This is a genomic window from Caballeronia sp. LZ019 (assembly GCF_031450825.1).
Lineage (GTDB): Bacteria > Pseudomonadota > Gammaproteobacteria > Burkholderiales > Burkholderiaceae > Caballeronia.
Genome location: NZ_JARTVZ010000002.1, coordinates 665307 through 686796 on the forward strand (window position 1 = coordinate 665307; position 21490 = coordinate 686796).

Below are 21490 nucleotides of genomic sequence, written 5' to 3' on the forward strand. Positions count from 1 at the left end.
CCAAAGCACGTTGTCGTCCGCCGACTCTTCCGGTCGCCGGGCGTGGCTCGTTGCATCCCGTTGTTTTGTCGTTAGCAGGTTGAGTCAGGAGTCTGGAGATACGTTTCATGAAAAAACAAAAAGCATCAGTTGCCCTTTCGATTTTGCTGTTCAGCGGCTTCATGGCCGCGAACGTTGCCGCATATGGCGAGGAAGCCGATACCGAGCCGCCCTCGCGCCACACGGAAGCCGTTCCGAATTCCCCGCCCAATACCGAAGCCGACGCGCCGATCAGCAATCAGGCGAAAGCAAAAGGCTTCATCGAGGATTCACATTCAACCTGCTCGGGCGGTCTTTTACGGAGCACGATGAATTCAAGGGCGCCGGCAAGAAGGACGCCTGGGTGCTCGGCGCGCAGGCCGTTTTCGAGTCGGGTTATACGCGCGGGCTCATCGGGCTGGGCGCGGATGTATCGCTCTTCGGCGCGTTGAAGCTCAATGGCGGCGATGGCGCGGGCAATCGTGTGCACGTCGGCACGGACGGCGGCGGGTCGCATCAGCTTGCATGGGCGTATCCGGGCGTGTGGGACGTGAAGGCGCGTGCGTCGAACACCGTGCTGAAATACGGTCAGCAACTCTTCGATAACCCGTTCCTCGTGCCGCACGACAACCGCGCGCTGCCGCCGACGTATCGCGGCTTCTCGCTCGCTAGCGAAGAGTTCAGGAATCTCACGCTGAAGGCCGGCACGGTGGATGGCGTGATCGCGCGCGGCATGACCACCGTGACGGGACTGAAGACGGAATACGGCGGCACGCATGTGTCGCAGTTCACGTATTTCGGCGGCGACTGGACGCACGGCGACGACACCGCGGTCTCGCTGTACGGAAGCGTGGCGAACAACGTGTGGCAGCAGTACTACCTCTCGGCGACGCAGAGCATCGGCGATTCGAAGACCGTCCGCTGGACCGGCGCGCTGAACTACTACTACACGGGCGCGATCGGCGACAAACGGCAAGGGCCGATCAACAACAACGCGTACAGCCTCGCGCTGGCCGGCACGCACGGCGCGCATACGCTCCAGTTCGCGTTCCAGCAGATTCTCGGCGATCAGATGTTCGACTACATGGGCCAGTCGGGCGGCGATTATCTGTCGAACTCGCTCGACGTGGATTACAACCAGCCGCATGAGAAGTCGGTGAGTCTCTCGTATTCGCTGAACATGAAGGACTACGGCGTGCCGGGAATGAAGGTAACGATGTGGGGCGCATACGGCTGGGGCGCCGATGGCAGCGCGATGGCCAACAGCGGCACGGCCAATGCGGCCAGCTACGTCGTGAACGGCCGGCCCTTGCACGGTTCGCATTACGAATTCGGCATCATTCCCGGCTACACGGTCCCCGACGGCAGGTTCAAGAACACGTCGATCAAGTTCTACTACATGCATCATCACGGCAGCGAGTTTTACCCGGATGGCACGAGCAACGTGTATCGCCTGATGGTGAACGTTCGTTCAACGTTTTCTGACGTGCGATGCTTGAATTCGGATGGCGTAAACCCTACAAATTCCGACCTTTACATTACGTTTAACTTTCATCTATAACGTGAGGGCGTGCAGCGGATTGCCATGTCTCGCCCACGCTCATCGCCCGGCAGGCTTTATTCCTGCCGGGCTTTTTTTTTGCGCTGCGCCGCGCTGCGACATGCCTTTCAGCAACTTACGAAAAGCGCTGTCCTAAGTGAAAACCCCGGCGTTTCTTTCGCTTGACTTACTTGATATATCACATACTGTGTATATGCGATGACGCCGTATCGGCGGCATCGTAAGAGGCGTCGCTCGACGTCCGATTACACAAAGGCAGCAGTGCCAAGGAGACAGGCATGGACCAGATGAATCGCCAGGAGGGGGCGTCGCGTCTAGCGTCGCCGTGGGTGCAATTGGTGTTCGGCGTGATCTGTATGGCGATGATCGCCAACATGCAGTACGGATGGACACTCTTCGTCAATCCGATCGACGAGAAATATCACTGGGGCCGCGCCGCGATTCAGGTGGCGTTCACGATCTTCGTCGTCACCGAAACATGGCTCGTGCCGGTGGAAGGCTATCTGGTTGACAAGTACGGGCCGCGTCCGGTGGTCGTCGGCGGTGGATTGCTGTGTGCGATCGCCTGGGCGATGAACTCCGTGGCGTCGTCCTTGCCGCTCCTGTATCTGGCGGCCGCGATCGGCGGCGTCGGCGCGGGCGCGGTGTACGGCACGTGCGTCGGCAATGCGCTGAAGTGGTTCCCCACGCGGCGCGGGCTCGCGGCGGGCATTACGGCGGCGGGCTTCGGCATGGGATCGGCGGCGACCGTGGTGCCGATCGCCCACATGATCAAGTCGAGCGGTTACGAAGCGACCTTCCTGTGGTTCGGGCTGGGGCAGGGCCTCGTCGTGTTCCTGCTCGGCATGGCGCTCTACGCGCCGCCCGCGCACATGCTCGCGGCGGTGAAGACGACGTTGAAGCGCGCGGTGTACAACGCGAGTCCGAAGCAGGTGCTGGCGTCGCCGATCTTCTGGGTGATGTACCTGATGTTCGTGATGATGGCCGCCGGTGGTCTGATGGCGACCGCGCAGCTCGGTCCCATCGCGAAGGACTTCGGCCTGCAGGATTCGCCCGTGTCGATACTCGGCCTGACGCTGCCCGCGCTGACGTTCGCGCTGACCATCGACCGAGTGCTCAATGGCCTGACGCGGCCGTTTTTCGGCTGGGTATCCGACAAGATCGGACGCGAGAACACGATGTTCGTCGCGTTCGCCATCGAGGCGGTCGGCATCGTCGCGCTGTCGAAGTTCGGGCATAACCCGGTGGCGTTCGTCGTGCTGACGGGCATCGTGTTCTTCGCCTGGGGCGAGATCTATAGCCTGTTCCCGGCGACGTGCGGCGACACCTTCGGACCGAAGTTCGCGGCGACCAACGCGGGCCTGCTGTACACGGCGAAGGGCACGGCCGCGCTGCTGGTGCCGTTCTCGAGCGTGATCACGAAGGCGACCGGAAGCTGGCACTCGGTCTTCATGCTGGCAGCGGGGATGGCCGCCATCGCGGCGCTGCTCGCGCTCTTCGTGCTGAAGCCGATGCGCAGCGCGCACACGCAGAAGCATGCGAGGGATGCGGGCGTCGATATGGGGTATTCGCCGGCTGTGAAGGAGTGAGAACGAACGCGTGAGCCATACCCGCGACTGTGAAAATCCATGCAATCGCGGTTGAACTGAAGCAAGGGCGGCTATGATCCAGCCCGTCCGCGCGGCGTGCGTCGCGCGGACGGTTTCCGCTCATTTGCTTCGCATGTCAAAACTTCTCCTTCTCAGCGTGAGCGCCGGCGCGGGTCACGCACGCGCCGCCGAGGCGCTTCGCGCCCACGCCGCGCTTCATCCTTCCGGCGTCGAAGCCGTGCACCTCGACGTCATGGACTTCGTCCCGGCGAGCTTCCGTGCGCTCTACGCGGACTTCTACGTCAAGCTGGTCACGCATCAGCCGGCGCTTTGGAGCTACCTCTATCAGAGGACCGACAACGCCTCCCCGCGATCCTTCGGCGAGCGTGTGCGACGCGCCGTCGAGCGGCTCAACTGCCGCGCGCTGAAAGCAGAAATCGCACGTCATCACGCCGATGCCATCGTCTGCACGCACTTTCTGCCGGCCGAATTGCTGTCGCGCGAGCGTCGCAAGGGCAATCTGCAGACGCCGGTGTGGGTGCAGGTGACGGACTTCGACCTGCATCGATTGTGGGTCGTGCCGCACATGCAAGGCTATTTCGCCGCCAACGATGAAATCGCCTGCCGCATGCGCGAACGCGGTCTGCCGGCAGAATCCGTTCACGTCAGCGGCATCCCGGTGATGCCCGCCTTCGCGGAGCAGCACGATCGCGCAGCGTGCGCGGCGCAGTTCGGTCTGGATCCGCATCGCCCGACGTTCCTGATGATGTCCGGCGGCGCAGGGCTCGGCGGGCTCGATACGCTCGCCGCGCGCTTGTTGTCGATGGACGCGGATTTTCAGCTGATCGCGCTCGCGGGCCGCAACGAAGCGCTGCTGAACGCATTGCGCGAAGTCGCGCGCCGTCATCCGGGCCGATTGCTGCCGATGGGCTTCACATCGCAAGTCGAACGGCTGATGGCGTGCGCCGATCTCGTCATCACGAAGCCCGGCGGACTCACCACATCCGAATGCCTCGCGATGGGCGTGCCGATGATCGTCAATTCACCGATTCCCGGCCAGGAAGAACGCAACGCCGATTTCCTGCTCGAACGGGGCGTCGCGCTGAAAGCCGTCGATGCCGCCGCGCTCGAATATCGCATCCGCGCGCTGCTGAACGATTGGGCGCAACTCGACGCGATGCGCGGCCGCATCGCGCCGATCGCGCGTCCGCACGCGGCGCGTGTCGTGCTCGACACCGTGCTGGGGACAGCAGCATGAGCCGCCGTGCATGTCATCTCGTTGCGCTGATCGCGTGGGTCGTGCTGCTCGGGTTCTTCTTCGCCAACGTCGAGATTCAGATCGAAGGCAGCGCGGGATGGGCTGCGAATCTGCCGACGTGGCGCATCGAACATCACTGGCTGCTCGACATCTTCTGGGGCGGCCGGCCCATGACCGGCTATCACGCGTGGGTGTTCCCGTTCGTCGCGCTGTTCTTTCATCTGCCGGCCGTCTTCTTTGCGCGATGGTCGTGGCGTATCGAGGCGCGCATCGTCGCGTGCATCATGACATTCTGGCTCGTCGAGGATTTCCTGTGGTTCGTGCTGAATCCGGCCTACGGCATCGCGCGGTTCGATCCGCATCACGTGCCGTGGCACAAGCACTGGATCGCATTTGCGCCGACCGATTACTGGACGATGACCGCCGCCGCGTGCGTGCTGTTCTTCCTGTCGGCGAAGAAGGAATCGCGTCGTGCGTAGGATCGTGTCCGTCGCGTTCTATGGCGCGGGCGTCGCGGCGGCAGTGTTCGCGGTTGCGTCGATGCTCAAGGCCGCGCCGCTCGTCACGCACGCGGGCAATCCGCATGCGATGCCCGTCGCCGCCCGGCCGCTGAACTGGGCGGAGCCGATGGTCTATACGCACGTTGACAACCTGCATCGCATTACGCCGTCGCTGTATCGGAGCGCGCAAATCACCGCGGACGATCTGCCGCGTTTGCGCGCGCTCGGCATCCGCAAGATCATCAGTTTCCGCTCGTTTCATTCCGATGACGGGTTGCTGGCGGGAAGCGGCATCGCGCTGCAGCGCATCCGCATCAACACCTGGAACATTCGCGACGAGGACATGATCGCCGCGCTCCAGGCGCTACGCCACGTGGACCGCGACGGCCCCGTTCTCATCCACTGCCAGCACGGCGCGGATCGCACGGGGCTCGTGTCGGCGCTGTATCGCGTGGTGTATCAGGGATGGACCAAGGGGCAGGCGGAAGACGAACTGCTGAACGGCGGCTACGGCTTTCATCCGGTGTGGGGAAACATCCGGCGCTATCTTGAAAACGTGGATGTGGACAGGCTGAGGCGAGAAGCGGGCGCCTCAGAACCGGGTGCCGACGCTGCATCCGCCGAAGCCGCCGCCGTTGGTGGCCCAGCCTGAACAGCCGAAGAGTCCGCATCCGCCGAGCATGAGCGATGCGACGATGAGTACGGCGACAATGCGAAGGCGTTTCATGGCGACAAGCAGGTTTCTGACGATCGCGCGCATTGTCCCCGACGCGGCGCGCGCCACTGTCAAAAACCGTCGTCAGCCGGGTTTGCCATCCGCACGCGGGCGAACGAGCCGTGACGCGTACGCCGTCACATAGATCGCGAAGGCGAGAATCCAGCACGATCCCGCGCCGATGATCCACCACCCCTGCGCCGATGGCGCCGCTATCGGCCCGAACACACGCAGCGCGCTTGCCGACATCACGAGCGCATAACAAGCGATGTCCCATCGATCCGCCACCAGCAGCAAGCCGGTGTGACCGCGCGCGGTGCGCGTGATCATTGCGATGATCGCGCCGCCGACGACGCCCGCCGTGAACGCGTGCATCGCAAGCGTATGCGGCACGCGTGGCGACCCCGCCGTGCTCAGCGCGAGCAGCGCAAAGCCGATCGGCAGCCACGCATACGCGAGATGCAGAATCATGACGATGGGCCGTCCGCGCACCGCGTGAGCGCGCCAGCCGGCGAGCCGCGCCAGATGCACGCCGCACGCGAAGAGGGCGAGGACCGCGACGAACGCGCGGCCGGGCGCGAAGGCATCGGCGAGCAGGGCCGCGAGGGTGAGCGGCGCGGCGGCGATCTCGACGACGCGCCATCGACGCGTGACGAAGCCGGGAATCGCGTTGGCGGTGAACATCGGAATCACGCGTCCGCCGATGACGCTCACCAGCATGACGACGATGCCCGCCGCCGCCTCGATGCACGCCATCGCCAGATCAGGACGCGCGGCCAGCGTGAAACCGTGGGACATGGCGTTCAGTCCGCCGAACGCCAGCAGCATGGGCACGACGAAATAATTGCGCCGGTTGCCGGCCTTCACGAGCACGCGCAACAGCGCGAGCGCGACGAGCGGCAAAAACGCGCTGTTGACGATCGCAGCGGGCAGGGCAGGCCCGCTCCACACCAGCACGCGCGCCGCGAGCCACAACGCGACGAGCGCGGCGAGCAGTCCGCCTTTCGCGGTATCGCGTCCGGTCCACGCGCGCACGGCCGTCAGCAGAAAGCCCGCGACGATCGCCCCCGCGAAACCGAAGACCATCTCGTGCGCGTGCCAGCCGATCGGGTCGGCGCGCAGCAGATAGCCTCCGAAAAGCGGCACGCCACGCAAGACCAACAGCCAGACGACGAGCGCGACGGCCGAAAATGCCGCGCCGCCGAGATACAGCGGCCGGAAGCCGAGATTGAACAAGGCGAAGCGCGATGGATTCCCGGAGCCGCGCCCGCGCGGTGCGGCGACGAATATCGGTGCGGCTTCAGGGGTCTTCATTCTGTCCTCGCTACATGAGTCAATGCGGAATCGGCGACTTGACGGGATCGCCTTCCCCGGCGATCGCGAATACGAGCAACACGGCGCGCTCCGTCCCGCTCGCGTTCTTCGCCACGATGTGATGCGCGCCGGGCGGCTCATACCACGATTCGCCCGGCCCATGCGTCTTCGCCGCCGATCCTTCCAGTTGCGACACGACATGCCCTTCGAGCACATACACGAAGATCGATCCGGGATGCCGATGCGCCTGCGACGCCTGCCCCGGCTCGAACGCGACTGTCGCCATCAGGACGTTCTTGCCCGGCGCTTCGGGCAACGCCTGCTTCATCAGCGGCGTGACGCTTTCCTCATCGCCGCCGTGCGCCCATGCGCCCGACACTGCGATGGCCAGCGCCGCTGCGACAATTCGACGAATGCTCATGGCGCGTGCTCCTCACTCGGGCATCTTGCGGAACGCGATCGCAAAGCGATTCCAGCTGTTGATCGCGGAGACGAGCAAGGTGAGGTCGGCGATCTCCTCGTCGCTGAAATGCGGCTTGACGGCTTCCCATACGGCGTCCGGCACGTGGTCCTGCGCGATCAGCGTGAGGGCCTCGGTCCATTCGAGCGCGGCGCGTTCGCGGTCGGTGAAGAAGGGCGTTTCGCGCCACGTGACGACCGTCGCGAGACGCCGGTCCGTTTCGCCGCCCTTGCGCGCGTCGGTCGTGTGCATGTTGACGCAGAACGCGCAGCCGTTGATCTGCGACGCGCGCAGCCGCACGAGTTCGGCGAGCGACTTCTCGATCGATGACTTGCCGATGCGCTCTTCGACGCCGATCAGCGCCTTGATTGCGGCGGGGCTGGCTTTGTAGAAGTCGAGACGGGGTTGCATGAATAGCTCCTTTATCGGTTATGAGACGTGCGCAGCGCGCTGTCACATCGACAGATTAGGCGCGTTGCTGGCGCGGTGACATGACCGGTTTCGGAGGATTTCAGGTGACCAGTCGGGCGGCAGGGGGAGGCGTGGCCGCGCGTCGTTGCCCGGCCACGCCTCGCTCCAAGAGGACGACGTTATTCGAGCGACGAAGCCGGCCCGAAGAATTCATACCGGCTCTGCGACTCCGGCACGCCCAGCGCCTTCAGATGCTTCTTCACCGCCTTCATGAACGACTTCGGGCCGAGGAAATACGCGTCCACGTCGCGGTTCTTCGGCAGCCATTTGTCGAGCAGCGCCTCGGTGACGAAGCCGAAACCGTGCGCTTCGCGATCGCCGTCGCGCTGTTGCTCATAGCAGTAGAAGTGCTTCAGTTGCGGATGACGCGCCGCGAGATCCTCGATGACCGCGCGGAACGCATGCACGCCGCCATGCCGCGCTGCGTGGATGAAGTGGATCGGCCGCGTGGTCGCCGTGAGCGCGGCTTGCAGCATCGCGAGCGTCGGGGTGATGCCGACGCCGCCGCTGATCAGCACCAGCGGCTTTTCGCTATGGTCGAGCCTGAAGTCGCCGGCGGGCGGATAGAGTTCGAGCGTGTCGCGTTCGTGCACCCGGTCGTGCAGGAAGTTCGAGACCTTGCCCTCCGGCTCGCGTTTCACGCTGATGCGGTATTCGCGTCCGTTCGGCGCGGCGGACAGCGAGTAATTGCGGCGCACTTCTTCCCCGTCGATGACCATGCGCAGCCCGATGTACTGGCCCGGATGAAAGTCGAGCAGGGCGCCGCCGTCCTCGGGCACGAGATAGAACGACGCGATCTCGTCGCTCTCGGCGACCTTGCGCGCGACAACGAAACGCCGCGTGCCGCGCCATCCGCCCGGCGCCTTCTCCCGCTCGCTGTAGATGCCTTCTTCGAGGCCGATCAGCAAGTCGGCCAGTTGCTGATACGCCGCGGCCCATGCCTCGATGACGGCATCGGTGGCGATCTCTTCGCCGAGCACTTCGCGGATGGCGCGCAACAGGCACTTTCCGACGATCGGATAATGCTCCGCCTGAATGTCGAGCGCGACGTGCTTGTTGATGATCTGCCCGACGAGGCCGCCGAGCTTTTCGAGTTCATCGATGTGACGCGCGTACATCAGCACGCCGTTGGCCAGCGCGCGCTGCTGCGCGCCGCTGGCCTGGTGTGCCTGATTGAACATCGGCCGCACTTCCGGATACTCGTTGAGCATCATCGCGTAGAAGTGGCGGGTGAGCGCCTCGCCGCCGCTTTCCAGCAGCGGAACAGTAGCTTTGACGATGGCGCGGTGTTCTGCTGACAGCATGGTTGTAGTCCTCGTGACAATGGCAAAGGGTGTGCTTCGCGTTCGGCCGAATCTTATACAGATTCTGTGCCAGTATAGAATCTCCACATAATCAACTGCTTAACTCGCGCCATGGTCGATACAACACTGGTCAAACGGACTGCCGACGTAGTCGCAATGACCTCGCGCGTCCTGCTCGACGCGCTGGTGCCGCTCATTGAAGACCTGTCGCGCGACATGCCGGACACCGAACGCTACCGGCGTTTGCTCAGCACACTGCGTGCACTCTTTCCCGGCGATGCCGCAGCGTTGTTGCGCCTCGACGGCGATACGCTCGTGCCGCTGGCCATCGACGGCCTCGCGAGCGATACGCTCGGCCGGCGCTTCCGCGTTGGCGAGCATCCCCGCTTCGCGCGAATCCTCGCCCGCCCGGAACCGACGCGCTTTCCCGCCAACTCCGAGCTTCCCGATCCCTACGACGGCCTCGTCAAGCACGCGGGCGCGAGCCTCGAAGTCCACGACTGCCTCGGCAGCCCGCTTTTCGTTGACGGGCGACCGTGGGGATTGCTGACACTCGATGCGCTCGATCCCGCGCGCTTCGACGGCATCGACATGGCTTCGTTGCAGGCGTTTCTGAGTCTCGCGGCGGCGACCGTGAGCGTCGCGGAGCGCATCGACAGGCTCGCGCGGACAAGCGAGGCCGAACGCCAGCGCGCGGAGGTGTATCGGCAGGCGAGCGGCCCGCGCCGCAAGGAGATGATCGGCAGCAGCGCGAGTCACAGGCATCTGATGGACGAGATCGCGATTGTCGCGTCGAGCGATCTCACCGTGCTCGTGACGGGCGAAACGGGCGTCGGCAAGGAACTCGTCGCGAGTGAGATTCACGCGCTGTCGCCGCGCGCGGACAAGCCGCTCGTGAGCCTCAATTGCGCCGCGCTGCCGGACACGCTCGTCGAGAGCGAACTCTTCGGGCATGTGCGCGGGGCGTTCTCGGGTGCATCGGCGGACAGGCGCGGGAAGTTCGAACTCGCGGACGGCGGCACGCTCTTTCTCGACGAAGTCGGCGAGTTGCCGCTCGCCATTCAGGCGAAGCTGCTGCGCGTCTTGCAGAACGGTCAGTTGCAGCGGATCGGATCGGACAGCGAGCATCGGGTGGATGTGCGGCTGATCGCCGCCACCAATCGCGATCTCGCCGACGAAGTGCGCGCCGGGCGTTTCCGGGCTGACCTGTATCACCGGCTGTCGGTCTATCCGCTCGTGGTGCCGCCGCTGCGCGAGCGGGGCCGCGATGTCTTGCTGCTCGCGGGCTACTTCCTGGAAGAGAACCGTTCGCGGCTCGGCCTGCTGAGCTTGCGGCTGTCGGCCGACGCGCAGGCCGCGCTGCTGGCCTATCGCTGGCCCGGGAACGTGCGCGAGCTCGAGCATCTGATCGGACGCAGCGCGCTGAAGGCGCTCGCGGCGCATCGGGAGCGGCCGCGCATTCTCACGCTGACGGCCGGCGACTTCGGCATCGCCGATACCGCGAACGCCGCATCGCCGCCCGCGCCGGTATCGACTGCGCCGGGCGCGGATTTCCGCGAAGCCGTGACCGCCTACGAGCGCACGCTGATCCTCGATTCGCTCGCGCGCAACGGTCAGAACTGGGCATCGACCGCGCGGGAGCTGGGCATCGACCGCGCGAACCTGAATCGGCTCGCACGCCGGCTCGGTCTCAAGTGACGCGTCGGGCGGCGTCTCGAAAATGGTCGTCGCACGCCGACGGCGCAGCACCGGCGCGCGTCTCATGCGATCTACCGCTCAGTTGAACATCCCAAAATAATGCGTCTCTTTGTCCAAACGCAAAGAAACGTGTCTTCTTGTCACGCGTATCGATAACAAGTATTGAGACAATCTCCGGGCTGGAGAAAACGGGGACTTCCTCCTAACATTCGAGAAGCCAGGCACAACCCGTCATCGGCAAGACCTTTGCAGTGCTTTGAAGAAGCGCGCCGGCATGGATCGAACGTGGGATCGAACCTTCGCGGCGCGTCAAGAACGGCAACTCGACACGGGGGATACGTGGGAAACGTGGCAAACGTCGCAAATGCCGGACACGCGGCTCAGCGCAGCGCCCGGATGGTGTTCTCCGCGCTCTTCGCGTTTTGCAGTATCGCGGCGTTCGCCGCAGACGCGCCGACGGCGAGCGCCGCGGGCGCGCCGCTCGAACGCGCACCGGACACGATGCAGGCTCGCGTGATGGGATGCGCCTCCTGCCACGGCGCGCACGGCGAGGGCACCGACAACGATTACTTCCCGCGCCTGGCCGGCAAGCCCGCAGGCTATCTCTACAACCAGTTGCTCGCGTTTCGCGACGGGCGCCGCAAGTACCCGCCGATGAACTACCTGCTCGCGTATCTGCCCGATGCCTACCTCAAGCAGATCGCCGATTACTTCGCCGTCGAACGTCCGCCGTTCCCGCAGCCCGGCCCCGTCACCGTTGACGCCAAAACGCTCGATCTCGGCAAGACGCTCGTCATGAAGGGCGATCCGTCGCGCAAGGTGCCGGCGTGCGTGAGCTGTCACGGCGCGTCGATGAGCGGCATGGAGCCCGCGATTCCCGGCCTGCTCGGCCTGCACGCGGACTACATCAGCGCGCAGCTCGGTGCATGGCGCTACGGCACGCGAACGACCTTCGCGCCCGACTGCATGCGCCAGGTTTCGCAACTTCTGAGCGAGCGCGACATCACCGCGATTTCCGCCTATCTCGCTTCGCTCCCCGCGCCGGCCAATCCGGCGCCGGTCGCGGCCGGATCATTGAAGATGCCGCTCGCCTGCGGCAGCGTTCACAACTGAAGAGGACCCGACGTGCTTCGTTTCCGACAACTTGGGGCGCTTGCCATAACGGTCCTGATCGCGGTCCTGATCGCTGCGTGGATCGGGCCTGTCAAGGACGCGGCCGCGCAAGCCAGGACTTATGACGCCGCCACCGTCAAGCGCGGCGAGTATCTGGCGCGTGCGGGCGATTGCATCGCGTGTCACACGTTGCCGGCGGGCAAGACCTTCGGCGGCGGCCGCCCGATGGAGACGCCGTTCGGCACGCTCTTCACGCCGAACATCTCATCGGACAAGGAGACGGGACTCGGTCAATGGACCGCCGACGAGTTCTACAACATGATGCACACGGGCCGCTCGCGCGACGGCTCGCTGCTTTATCCGGCGATGCCGTTCACCTCCTATACGAAGGTCACGCGCGCCGACTCCGACGCCATCTACGCGTTCCTGATGTCCACGCCGCCCGTGCATCAGCCGAACCGTCAGCATGAACTGCGCTTTCCGTTCAACCGGCGTGAACTGCTGCTCGGCTGGCGGTCGCTGTTTTTCAAGCAGGGCGAGTATCAGCCGGACCCGAAGCAGTCGGTCGAATGGAATCGCGGCGCGTATCTCGTCGAAGGGCTCGGGCATTGCTCGATGTGCCATACCGCGATCAACGCGCTCGGCGGCAATGTGTCGTCGAAGGCGTTCGAGGGCGGGCTGATCCCGATCCAGAACTGGTATGCGCCTTCGCTTACGTCGAACCGCGAGGCGGGGCTGGGCGACTGGAGCATCGACGAAATCGTCGGCCTGCTGCATGCGGGCGTGAGCAATCGCGGCGCGGTATATGGGCCGATGGCCGAGGTCGTCTACGACAGCCTGCAATATCTGAGCGAAGAAGACGTGCGCGCGATGGCCGTCTATCTGAAGGCGCTGCCCGCGCGCGCCGGCGACAAGTCCGAACCGCCGAGCCAGGCCGTCACGGAGCAGCGCACGAGCCTCTCGCCGCTCGGCAAGAAGATTTATGACGCGCAATGCGCCGAATGCCATGCCGCGCAGGGACAGGGCAAGCCGCCCGATTTTCCGCCGCTCGCGAACAACCAGTCCATCGTGATGAGTTCCGCCGTGAACCCGATCCGCATGGTGCTGAACGGCGGCTATCCGCCCGGCACGTTCAAGAATCCGAAGCCTTACGGCATGCCGCCGTTCGCGCAATCGCTGTCGGATGTCGAGGTCGCGGCGGTGGTCACGTATATCCGCACGGCGTGGGGCAATCGCGGCGCGCCGGTATCGGTGAAGGAAGTGAACGAACTGCGCTCCGCACCACTTTATTGAGCATCGACGACACCATGAACGAAGATCCCAACGAAGACGCGAACGTCGATGAAATCGTGAGAAGCGGCCCCGGCGGTGCGCTCGCCGTCGCGGGCGTCGCGACGGCCATCGTCATCGGAAGCTGGTTCGTCTTCTACTTCGCCGTGTTCTTGCCGCGCGGCGTCATTCAGTGAACCTATGGCCATCAATCCGCATTCACACGAAGTCGCCGAACGCGTCGAAAAACGCTGGGCGATGCTCGTCATCGCGATCGTCGTCGTGCTCGTCGCGATGGTCGTCTACACCGGCCTGCACTGGGCGATGATGCCGCCTTCGCGCGTCGAGACCGTGCGGCCCGAAACGCTGCACGTGTCGGGCGAATTCATCGAAAGCAATCTCGGCACCGCGCCCGAAAGCGACGGCTCGGTGACGGTGCGCGTCGTGGCCCAGCAGTACTCGTTCACGCCGCAGTGCATCGTCGTACCCGCAGGCGTGCCGGTCACGTTCCGCGCGACGAGTTCGGATGTCGTGCACGGCTTTCTCATCACCAAGACGAACATCAATTCGATGCTGGAGCCGGGCTATGTCTCGACCTTCAAGACCACGTTCGACGAACCCGGCGACCATCTGATGCCGTGCCACGAGTTCTGCGGCGTCGGCCATCACGGCATGTGGGCGCATGTGAAGGTGATCGATCGCAACGAGTTCATGCAGATGGCCGACAAGCTGCCGGCCGATTCGCGGAGACTGTCCTGTGTTAAATAGCAAGCGCCTCATCCTCGCGCACTTCTGGCTTGCGTTCATCGCGTTCGGCGTCGCGCTCGTGCTCGGCGCGTGGCAGATGTTCGCGCGCAGCCCGCTCTTCGCCGGGCTGCAGAATCCCGAGATCTACTATCGCTCGGTGACGGCTCACGGCTCCGCGATGGGCTACGTGTTCCCGACGCTCATCGCGATGGGCTTCGGCTACGCGGTCACGGAACTATCGCTCAAGCGCACGCTCGTGGGCGTGCGCTGGGCGTGGATCGGCTTCTGGCTCGTCGCGGTCGGCTCCGTCATGGCGATGATCCCGGTCGCGATGGGCCTCGCCTCCGTGCTCTACACGTTCTATCCGCCGATGATCGGCAGCGCGTTCTATTACCTCGGCGTGGTGCTCGTCGTAGTGGGATCGTGGATCTGGGTCGCGCTGATGTCGGTGAATCTGCACGCCTGGAAGCGCGACAATCGCGGCAGGACCGTGCCGCTGCCGATGTTCGCCACCGTCGCGGGCGCGTATCTGTGGGGCTGGACGGCGGTAGGCGCGGCCATCGAAGTCCTGTTCATGATCCTGCCGGTGGCGCTCGGCTGGAAGTCCACGATCGATGCCGGCCTCGCGCGCGTGTTCTTCTCGTGGACGCTGCACGCGATCGTCTATTTCTGGCTGATGCCCGCGTATATCGCGTATTACACGATCATTCCGCGCGCCATCGGCGGACGCCTCTATAGCGATGCGATGGCGCGCATCTCGTTCATCCTGTTCCTCGTGGTCTCGATGCCCATCGGCATTCACCACCTGTTCGCCGATCCGCAAGTGGGCTCGGGCTTCAAGTTCATGCATTCGGTGTTCACCGCGCTCGTCGCCGTGCCCACGCTGCTGACCGTGTTCACCATCTGCGCATCGGTTGAGATCGCGGCGCGGCTGCGCGGCGGCAAGGGCGCGTTCGGCTGGGTCAAGGCGCTGCCGTGGAGCAATCCGATGATGCTGGCCGTCGCGTTCTCGTTCGTGATGCTCGGCTTCGGCGGCGCGGGCGGCCTCATCAACATGAGTTATCAGCTCGACTCGACCGTTCACAACACGCAATGGGTGACGGGCCACTTCCATCTGATTTTCGCGGGCGCGATCGTCATCATGTACTTCGCGATCGCCTATGACCTCTGGCCGCATCTCACGGGCCGCGCGCTGCAGAGCATCCGCCTCATGCGCTGGCAACTGTGGCTGTGGTTCATCGGCATGATCGTGCTGACGTTCCCGTGGCATTACACCGGCATTCTCGGCATGCCGCGACGCATGGCGTTCTACGACTACGGCGATCCGCAGATCGCGCATCAGGCCGCGTCCGTCATCATGTCGGTCATCGGCGGCTTCATTCTGGTCGTGTCGGCGGTGCTGTTCTTCGTCGTGCTGATACGCGGGCATCGCGCGCAGCGAGTGAGCGTCGAGCAATACACGTTCAGCCGCGCGGTGCATGAGCCGCGCACGATTCCGGTCGCGCTGAATAGCTTCGCGCTGTGGCTCGCGCTGATGATCGGCCTCACGCTCGTCAACTACGGCTATCCGATCGCGCAGCTTCTCGCGCGCTCGGATACATCGGTGCCCGCTGTTCCCATCGGAGCGCAGCGATGAACGACGAGCGCCTCTTCACTTTCCGCAATCGCTGGTTCGCGACCAGCGTATTAGGGACGATCGGCATCGCGGCGGTATCGGCGGTGATCGGCTTCGTGTGGCTGCCGTCCGTTCAGCGCGGTGCGTCGTTCACCGGCATCTGGAATGCGATCTGCAGCGCGGCGGGCGTGCCGCGCAACTGGTATTCGGGCGATACGAATGTAGAGCCGAAAAAGAAGCTCAGCGCCGTCGAAGTGACGCCGCAACTGCTCGCCAACGCAAGCGCGAACTCCATCGGACGCGGCGCGACGCTCGCCCTCCGATGCACGATGTGCCACGGCGAACGCGGCATGAGCGAAGCGAATTCGCCGAATCTCGCGGGGCAGTATGCGTCGGTCATCTACAAGCAACTGATCGATTTTCAGACGGGCGCGCGCAACAACGCGGTGATGTCGCCGATGGCCGTCAACCTGAGCGATCAGGACATGCGCGATCTCGCCGCGTACTACGCGAATCTGCCGAGGCCGCCCGCGCAGCGCAAGGTGAGCGATGCGCTCGCGCCGACGATCGTGTCCCACGGTGCGCCGATGCGCAATATCGCGCCGTGCGCGGCGTGTCATGGCGGCATCGACAACAAGGCGGGCAGCCCGTGGATCGATGGTCTTCCGGCGGCCTATACGAAGTCGCAGCTGATCGCCTTCGCCAACGGCACGCGCACCAACGACATCAACGAAGTCATGCGCAACGTCGCGCGCAACATGACGCCCGAAGAAATCGACGCGGCTTCCAACTACTATGCGCGGGAGCTGAACAGGCAGTGAGCATCACGTTCGATATTCGATGCGAGCGGCCGTCCGACATCGCGGCCATCGCTGCGTTGACGGCGGCTGCGTTTCTCGATGCGCCGCACTCGAGTCACACCGAGCACTTCATCGTTGACGCGCTTCGGGAAGCCGGGCGCTTGTCGGTGTCGCTGGTGGCGGTGGAGGGCGGCAGCGTGATCGGGCATGTGGCGCTGTCGCCCGTTCTGATCGATGGACGCGACCAGGAATGGTTCGGCCTCGGACCGCTCGCCGTCGCACCGGTGCGGCAGCGGCAAGGCATCGGCAGCGCGCTCGCCGCACACGCGCTCGGGCGGCTGGAGGCGTCCGGCGCGGCAGGCTGCGTCGTGCTCGGCGATCCCGCGTATTACGGCCGCTTCGGCTTCAGCGCGACTCCCGCGCTCGTGTTGCCCGGCGTTCCCGCGCCGTATTTCCAGGCGCTGAAGTTCCGCGGCGCGATGCCCGCGGGCATCGTCTCCTTCGACGACGCGTTCAACGCGCGAGGCTAGACAATCGCCGCTCGAAGGGCAGGGGCTTCGTTGCTCCGTGCCGACGCTTTCTGTATCGTGGACCGAAGAATGCTGTGCGACAGGCGAGAAGCACGCACAGCCGCACTCACGGAAAACGATCACATGGAACCACACAGCAGTCCGATCCGCACCGACGTGTTGATCATCGGCGCGGGCCCCGTCGGGCTTTTCGCGGCGTTCGAGGCGGGCGTCATCGGGCTTTCATGCCATATCGTCGATGCGCTCGGGCGGATCGGCGGACAATGCATCGAGCTTTATCCCGACAAGCCGATCTACGATATTCCCGCGATTCCGTCATGCACGGCGCGCGAACTCGTCGATCGCCTGATGACGCAGATTCGCCCGTTCGACGTCCCCATTCATCTGTCGCAGCGCGTGCAGACGGTCGTACAGCGGGACGATCATCGCTGGACGGTGCAGACGGAACAGGGCCTGACCTTCGATGTGGCCGCCATCCTGATCGCGGCCGGCAACGGCGCATTCGTGCCGCAGCGTCTGCAAGTGCCGCAAGCCGATGCGCTCGAAGATCGCGACGTGCTCTACAGCGTGCCGCGCATCGACGATTTGCGCGATCGCGACGTCGTGATCGCGGGCGGCGGCGATTCCGCGCTCGACTGGGCGCTCGCCCTATGCGGCGTCGCGCGCAAGCTGACGCTCGTGCATCGGCGCAACGGCTTCTCGGCGGCAGCGGCGTCGGTCGCGGCGATGAAGAGCAAGGTCGAAGCGGGCGCGATGAATTTCGTCGTCGGCATGATCGATTCGCTCGACGCGCCCGACGATGCGCTGCGCGCCGTGCGAATCAAGCACATCGAGGGCACGACGGATATCGCCGCCGACAAGCTGCTCGTGCTGTACGGTCTCGTCGCGGACCTCGGGCCGATCGCGCAGTGGAACCTCGACGTGCGCGGCGGGCGCATCGAAGTGGATACTTCGAATTACGAATCGTCGCGGCCGGGCATCTTCGCGGTTGGCGATATCGCGCAGTATCCGAACAAGCAAAAGCTCATTCTGTCGGGCTTTCATGAGGCATCGCTTGCTTTGCGCCGAGCCTATGCGTATGCGTATCCCGACAAGAAACGCGTGCACGTCCATTCGAGTTACGACGCGAAGCTCGCCGAGCGCGTGCAGGCCAGTGCCGCCGAATAAGGCGCGGTGCCGGCGATGATCGCGCGCATCGCCGGATGGCTGTTGCTGCTTGGGTTCGTGGCGGCGCTCGCGTTGGGCTATGCGGTGTATTCGCGGCGCATCGCCGTGCCCGAGCGATACGATCCGTTCGCGCCGCTGGATGTCCGCGCCCCGCGCGGTCCGCTCACCGCGTACAAGCTCTGGCGCGCAACGCATGACCCGAAGCTCTGCGACGCCGCGCTCGCAAAGTCCGGCTTCGTCTATAAGCCGATGGCCGACACGACGGGCGCAGGCGGCTGCGAGCTGAAAGACGTGGTGCGCGTCTCGCAGTCGGAAGACGTGCGCTTCAGCGCGCCGTTTCTCGCAACATGCCCGCTCGCCGTCGGCATGGCGTTCTTCGAAGCGCAGTATCTCCAGCCCGCAGCCGTCGAAGTGTTCGGGAAGCGCGTTGCGCGCATCGAGCATGTGGGCAGCTATGCGTGCCGCAACGTGAATCATCAGAAAGACGCGGCGCTGAGCCAGCATGCGAGCGCGAACGCCATCGACCTGACGGGCTTCGTGCTTGCCGATGGAAAGCGCATCACGCTCAATGACTGGAACGACGCCGGCTCGCTCGATGCGGATTTCCTGCGCCGCGTCCACGACGGCGCGTGCCGTTCTTTCGATACGACGCTCGGCCCCGACTACAACGCGCTGCATCGAACGCATTTCCATGTGGACATGGGCCCGTATCGAATCTGCCGATGAAAACACGCCGCATGGTGAGCGGCTTCAGGTTCGATAGAATCGACATGAACGCGGCGCTCGAGCACCACCGGCGCTCGCCCTTAATTCACCCTTTACCGAACGGAAGAGCGAATGACGAAAGAGGCCGCCACGCAAGAACCCTATGAACGACGCGCACTGCTGCTGCATCTCGGCGATGTGCTGGAGACGGTCTTTTGCCTGAGCCAATGCGCCGACGACTACGCGAGCATCGGCGATGCGGTGCGCGGCAACGATGCGCTCGCGAGCTTCACGCTGCTCGGCTTCGTCGATCAGCGCATGACGCCGCGCGACTTCATTCGTCGTGCGTCGGGCGCATTCTTCATCTGGCCGAAGGCGCTGCTCGACGCGTCGCTCAATCGTCCCATGCTCGCGAGCACCGTCAAATCCGATCTCTTCGACGACAACGCGGCCGGCTGGCGCGCCTATGTTGACGAGCGGCGCGCGGAAGTGGCCTGGTTCGGCGAGGACGTCCCCGAAGTCGCTCAGAGCGCGGCGCCAGCGCATCCGGCAGTGGCTGAGCCTGAATCCGAGCCGGTGCCGGCGCGCGAAACGAAGAAGGAAAGCGTCGCGCCGACAAAGCCCGTCGAGGCCAGCACCAGAAAGGAAGTCAGCGCGAAGAAGGAGCCGTCGCGTTACGCGACGTGGCCCTGGCCGAACAAGAAGTAAGCGCAAGCGGCGACATGCCGCTCGCACCAATCAAGCGTCAGGGCTTCTTGCCCATGCTGCCCGCATCGGTGTCGAAGCCGATGCCGTTCGGCCTTTTCGGCGGCGGCTGTTTTCCCGCCGATGTCTTGCCCGAGTCCGTTTTCAACGCGCCGCTCGCGGCAGTGGCCGCGTGGCCCGGCGGCGTCACGTTGCGCTCTTGGTAAGCCGGCGTGCTGTCGTTATCCAGCCGGCTGGGTTTCGGCGAGTTCGGTTGGGTTTCCTGTTGCCCGGATGGCTTCGGCGTGGGCGTGGCCGTCGGATTCTGCGCGTTCGCGGTCATCGCAATCGTGCCGCCGATGAGCATCGCCGCGACGCCGCCGAGTATCTTCGAAGTGGGTCTCATCTCGTCCTCCGTATGTTCTGCGGTTTGTTCTGTCGAAGCAAACACCGGTCCTGCCGCGCTCATTGTTTGTCGTCGCGCAAGGTTGCGCGTGGCGCGCGCATCGGCCGAAACGGTGGCTTGTCGGCCATCAAACGCTCGTGCATTCGCCCCCGAGACAATCAGGCTTTCAATGGGGAAAGCAAATGGGAAGAAGTCTCGGAGCAATGGTCCTGGCCTGTGCGTCGCTGTTCGCCGGTGCGGCGCATGCGGACCCTGCGGTATCGACGGGCGATACGACGAGCGGCATCCACGCCGGCGATGTCCTCGTGCGGCTTCGCGCCATCAGCATTCAGCCGCAGGTCAGCGCGGGCGGCGCGCTCGGCTCGCTCGGCGTCGACGTGAACAACGCGATCGTTCCCGAACTCGACTTCACATACATGATTCGCGATGACATCGGCGTCGAGCTCATTCTCGCGACGTCGCGGCATCAGGTGACGTCCGATATCGGCGGGCTCGGCGGCGTCGGCGTGCTGCCGCCGACCGTGCTGCTGCAGTATCACTTCAATCATCAGGGACGCGTGCGCCCATACGTCGGCGCGGGCCTCAACTACACGTACTTCTATAACGACAAGCTCAAGGCCGGGGATACCCCCGTCGCCATCAGGCGGAGCAGCTTCGGCCCCGCGCTGCAGGCCGGCGTTGACGTGCAGGTGACGAAGACGCTCTTCGTCAATGCGGACGTCAAGAAGATATGGATGCGTACGAGCGCGTCGGCAGGCGGCGCCGATCTCGGGTCGCTCAAGATCGATCCGTGGGTGCTCGGTCTGGGCGTCGGCATGAAGTTCTGATGCACGCGCTTCCCCGGTAACACGAATTTGGCGGAAGAAGCCGGTGCTTCTGGCGTGGTGCGCGCAATGACGCGCGCGGTATCCTTGACAGCAGGCCCGGCGCAGACTCGCGGCCCTTTGCCGAACGACGCGCAGCCAACGGAGAGGCGCGAAGGGCGCGAGACTGCAACGACTAAAAACACCGCATCGGGGAAACGCACGCCAATGAAACCTTCCACTTACGCGGGATTCGCGTTGCTCGCGGTGTCCTGCACCGCGCTCGCACAGCAGCCGATGACGTTGCCCGGCCGCAGTCAAAGCACGTGGCAACAGTCCGTCGATACGGCAGCCTGCTACGCCTTCGCCAATCAGACCACGAAGGTCAACATGGCGCGTGAATCGCAAACGCCGCCGAAGCACAGCGAGACCCAGACGCGCACGCTGATTTCGCCGCGTCCCGTCGAGCCGCCGCTGCCGGCGGTGCCGTCGGGCGCGCTCGCCGCATCCGGTGCTTCGGGCGCGGTCGCGGCGTCGGGGGCTTCGGCGACAGTGGCGGCGGGCGCATCGGCTGCGATGCCGGCGTCTGAGGTGGCGATGCCCTCGGGCGCTTCGGATGCGATCCTCGGCGGCGATATGAAAATGCCGCCGCTGCCGCCACCGGAACCACCGATGGCCCGCTACTGGCGCGCCTATAGCGACTGCATGCAGGGCAAAGGGTATTTCGTGCGATAGGGTCGCGGTATCCTGCGAGGGCGGCCAC

At 64.7% G+C, this 21490-nt stretch carries 24 protein-coding genes; 19 read left to right on the forward strand and 5 right to left on the reverse strand.

Annotated elements, in window-relative coordinates; all coding sequences use genetic code 11:
- Positions 1-107: 107 nt before the first annotated feature.
- The 6 genes from P9255_RS06000 to P9255_RS06025 all read left to right on the forward strand — a co-directional run bounded on the left by P9255_RS06000 (position 108) and on the right by P9255_RS06025 (position 5578).
- The gene (locus P9255_RS06000; RefSeq protein WP_309789249.1) at positions 108-470 is read left to right on the forward strand and encodes a hypothetical protein; all 363 of its coding nucleotides are present in this window, start codon (positions 108-110) and stop codon (positions 468-470) included.
- Positions 383-1579, forward strand: a complete 1197-nt coding sequence (locus tag P9255_RS06005) for an OprD family outer membrane porin (RefSeq protein WP_309789250.1) — start codon at positions 383-385, stop codon at positions 1577-1579. Before P9255_RS06000 ends, P9255_RS06005 begins: the two co-directional genes overlap by 88 nt.
- A gap of 278 nt (positions 1580-1857) precedes the next feature.
- A complete protein-coding gene (gene oxlT / locus P9255_RS06010; protein WP_309766018.1) occupies positions 1858-3168 on the forward strand; it encodes an oxalate/formate MFS antiporter in 1311 nt (436 codons plus the stop codon).
- A gap of 133 nt (positions 3169-3301) precedes the next feature.
- A complete protein-coding gene (locus P9255_RS06015; RefSeq protein ID WP_309766019.1) occupies positions 3302-4426 on the forward strand; it encodes an MGDG synthase family glycosyltransferase in 1125 nt (374 codons plus the stop codon).
- The gene (locus P9255_RS06020; RefSeq protein ID WP_309766020.1) at positions 4423-4905 is read left to right on the forward strand and encodes a hypothetical protein; all 483 of its coding nucleotides are present in this window, start codon (positions 4423-4425) and stop codon (positions 4903-4905) included. Before P9255_RS06015 ends, P9255_RS06020 begins: the two co-directional genes overlap by 4 nt.
- Entirely contained in the window at positions 4898-5578 is a 681-nt protein-coding gene (locus tag P9255_RS06025; protein WP_404980263.1) for a dual specificity protein phosphatase family protein, read from the forward strand. The genes P9255_RS06020 and P9255_RS06025 overlap by 8 nt, the downstream gene beginning before the upstream one ends.
- Before the next feature lie 147 nt (positions 5579-5725).
- Here P9255_RS06025 and P9255_RS06030 read toward each other — a convergent pair whose 3' ends face one another.
- From P9255_RS06030 to hmpA, 4 genes are all read right to left on the reverse strand, one after another.
- A complete protein-coding gene (locus P9255_RS06030; RefSeq protein WP_309789251.1) occupies positions 5726-6955 on the reverse strand; it encodes an NnrS family protein in 1230 nt (409 codons plus the stop codon).
- A gap of 19 nt (positions 6956-6974) precedes the next feature.
- Positions 6975-7376 (reverse strand): cupin domain-containing protein, encoded by a 402-nt coding sequence (locus P9255_RS06035; protein WP_309766022.1) that lies wholly within the window; start codon positions 7374-7376, stop codon positions 6975-6977.
- Positions 7377-7388: 12 nt separating this feature from the next.
- The gene (locus tag P9255_RS06040; RefSeq protein ID WP_309789252.1) at positions 7389-7826 is read right to left on the reverse strand and encodes a carboxymuconolactone decarboxylase family protein; all 438 of its coding nucleotides are present in this window, start codon (positions 7824-7826) and stop codon (positions 7389-7391) included.
- A 179-nt stretch (positions 7827-8005) separates the two neighbouring features.
- Positions 8006-9190, reverse strand: a complete 1185-nt coding sequence (gene hmpA, locus P9255_RS06045) for an NO-inducible flavohemoprotein (protein WP_309766024.1) — start codon at positions 9188-9190, stop codon at positions 8006-8008.
- A gap of 111 nt (positions 9191-9301) precedes the next feature.
- Between hmpA and norR the strand changes: the two genes are divergently transcribed.
- The 11 genes from norR (at position 9302) to P9255_RS06100 (ending at position 19542) form a co-directional block, all read left to right on the forward strand.
- Entirely contained in the window at positions 9302-10888 is a 1587-nt protein-coding gene (norR, locus tag P9255_RS06050; RefSeq protein WP_309766025.1) for a nitric oxide reductase transcriptional regulator NorR, read from the forward strand.
- Between the two features lie 396 nt (positions 10889-11284).
- Positions 11285-12001, forward strand: a complete 717-nt coding sequence (locus tag P9255_RS06055; RefSeq protein WP_404980291.1) for a c-type cytochrome — start codon at positions 11285-11287, stop codon at positions 11999-12001.
- Positions 12002-12013: 12 nt separating this feature from the next.
- A complete protein-coding gene (locus P9255_RS06060; protein ID WP_404980264.1) occupies positions 12014-13294 on the forward strand; it encodes a c-type cytochrome in 1281 nt (426 codons plus the stop codon).
- Between the two features lie 14 nt (positions 13295-13308).
- Positions 13309-13467, forward strand: coding sequence for a hypothetical protein (locus P9255_RS06065; protein ID WP_309766026.1), 159 nt, complete (start codon positions 13309-13311; stop codon positions 13465-13467).
- Positions 13468-13471: 4 nt separating this feature from the next.
- A complete protein-coding gene (locus P9255_RS06070) occupies positions 13472-14038 on the forward strand; it encodes a cupredoxin domain-containing protein (protein ID WP_309766027.1) in 567 nt (188 codons plus the stop codon).
- Positions 14028-15653, forward strand: a complete 1626-nt coding sequence (locus P9255_RS06075; RefSeq protein ID WP_309766028.1) for a b(o/a)3-type cytochrome-c oxidase subunit 1 — start codon at positions 14028-14030, stop codon at positions 15651-15653. The genes P9255_RS06070 and P9255_RS06075 overlap by 11 nt, the downstream gene beginning before the upstream one ends.
- On the forward strand, positions 15650-16453 hold the full coding sequence (locus tag P9255_RS06080) for a c-type cytochrome (protein ID WP_309766029.1): 804 nt from the start codon (positions 15650-15652) through the stop codon (positions 16451-16453). The genes P9255_RS06075 and P9255_RS06080 overlap by 4 nt, the downstream gene beginning before the upstream one ends.
- Before the next feature lie 2 nt (positions 16454-16455).
- On the forward strand, positions 16456-16962 hold the full coding sequence (locus P9255_RS06085; RefSeq protein ID WP_309766785.1) for an N-acetyltransferase: 507 nt from the start codon (positions 16456-16458) through the stop codon (positions 16960-16962).
- 123 nt (positions 16963-17085) lie between these two features.
- Positions 17086-18129 (forward strand): NAD(P)/FAD-dependent oxidoreductase, encoded by a 1044-nt coding sequence (locus P9255_RS06090; protein ID WP_309766030.1) that lies wholly within the window; start codon positions 17086-17088, stop codon positions 18127-18129.
- A 15-nt stretch (positions 18130-18144) separates the two neighbouring features.
- Positions 18145-18855 carry an extensin family protein gene (locus tag P9255_RS06095; protein WP_309766031.1) on the forward strand — a complete coding sequence of 237 codons (711 nt, stop codon included), beginning with the start codon at positions 18145-18147 and terminating at the stop codon, positions 18853-18855.
- A 111-nt stretch (positions 18856-18966) separates the two neighbouring features.
- A complete protein-coding gene (locus P9255_RS06100; RefSeq protein ID WP_309789253.1) occupies positions 18967-19542 on the forward strand; it encodes a hypothetical protein in 576 nt (191 codons plus the stop codon).
- A gap of 37 nt (positions 19543-19579) precedes the next feature.
- Here the strand turns inward: P9255_RS06100 and P9255_RS06105 are convergent, their stop codons facing one another.
- The gene (locus tag P9255_RS06105) at positions 19580-19924 is read right to left on the reverse strand and encodes a hypothetical protein (RefSeq protein ID WP_309766033.1); all 345 of its coding nucleotides are present in this window, start codon (positions 19922-19924) and stop codon (positions 19580-19582) included.
- A gap of 203 nt (positions 19925-20127) precedes the next feature.
- On the opposite strand from P9255_RS06105, the gene P9255_RS06110 reads away from it, so the two are divergent.
- Entirely contained in the window at positions 20128-20751 is a 624-nt protein-coding gene (locus P9255_RS06110; RefSeq protein ID WP_404980265.1) for an OmpW/AlkL family protein, read from the forward strand.
- 204 nt (positions 20752-20955) lie between these two features.
- Positions 20956-21462 (forward strand): hypothetical protein, encoded by a 507-nt coding sequence (locus P9255_RS06115; protein WP_309766034.1) that lies wholly within the window; start codon positions 20956-20958, stop codon positions 21460-21462.
- Positions 21463-21490: the final 28 nt, after the last annotated feature.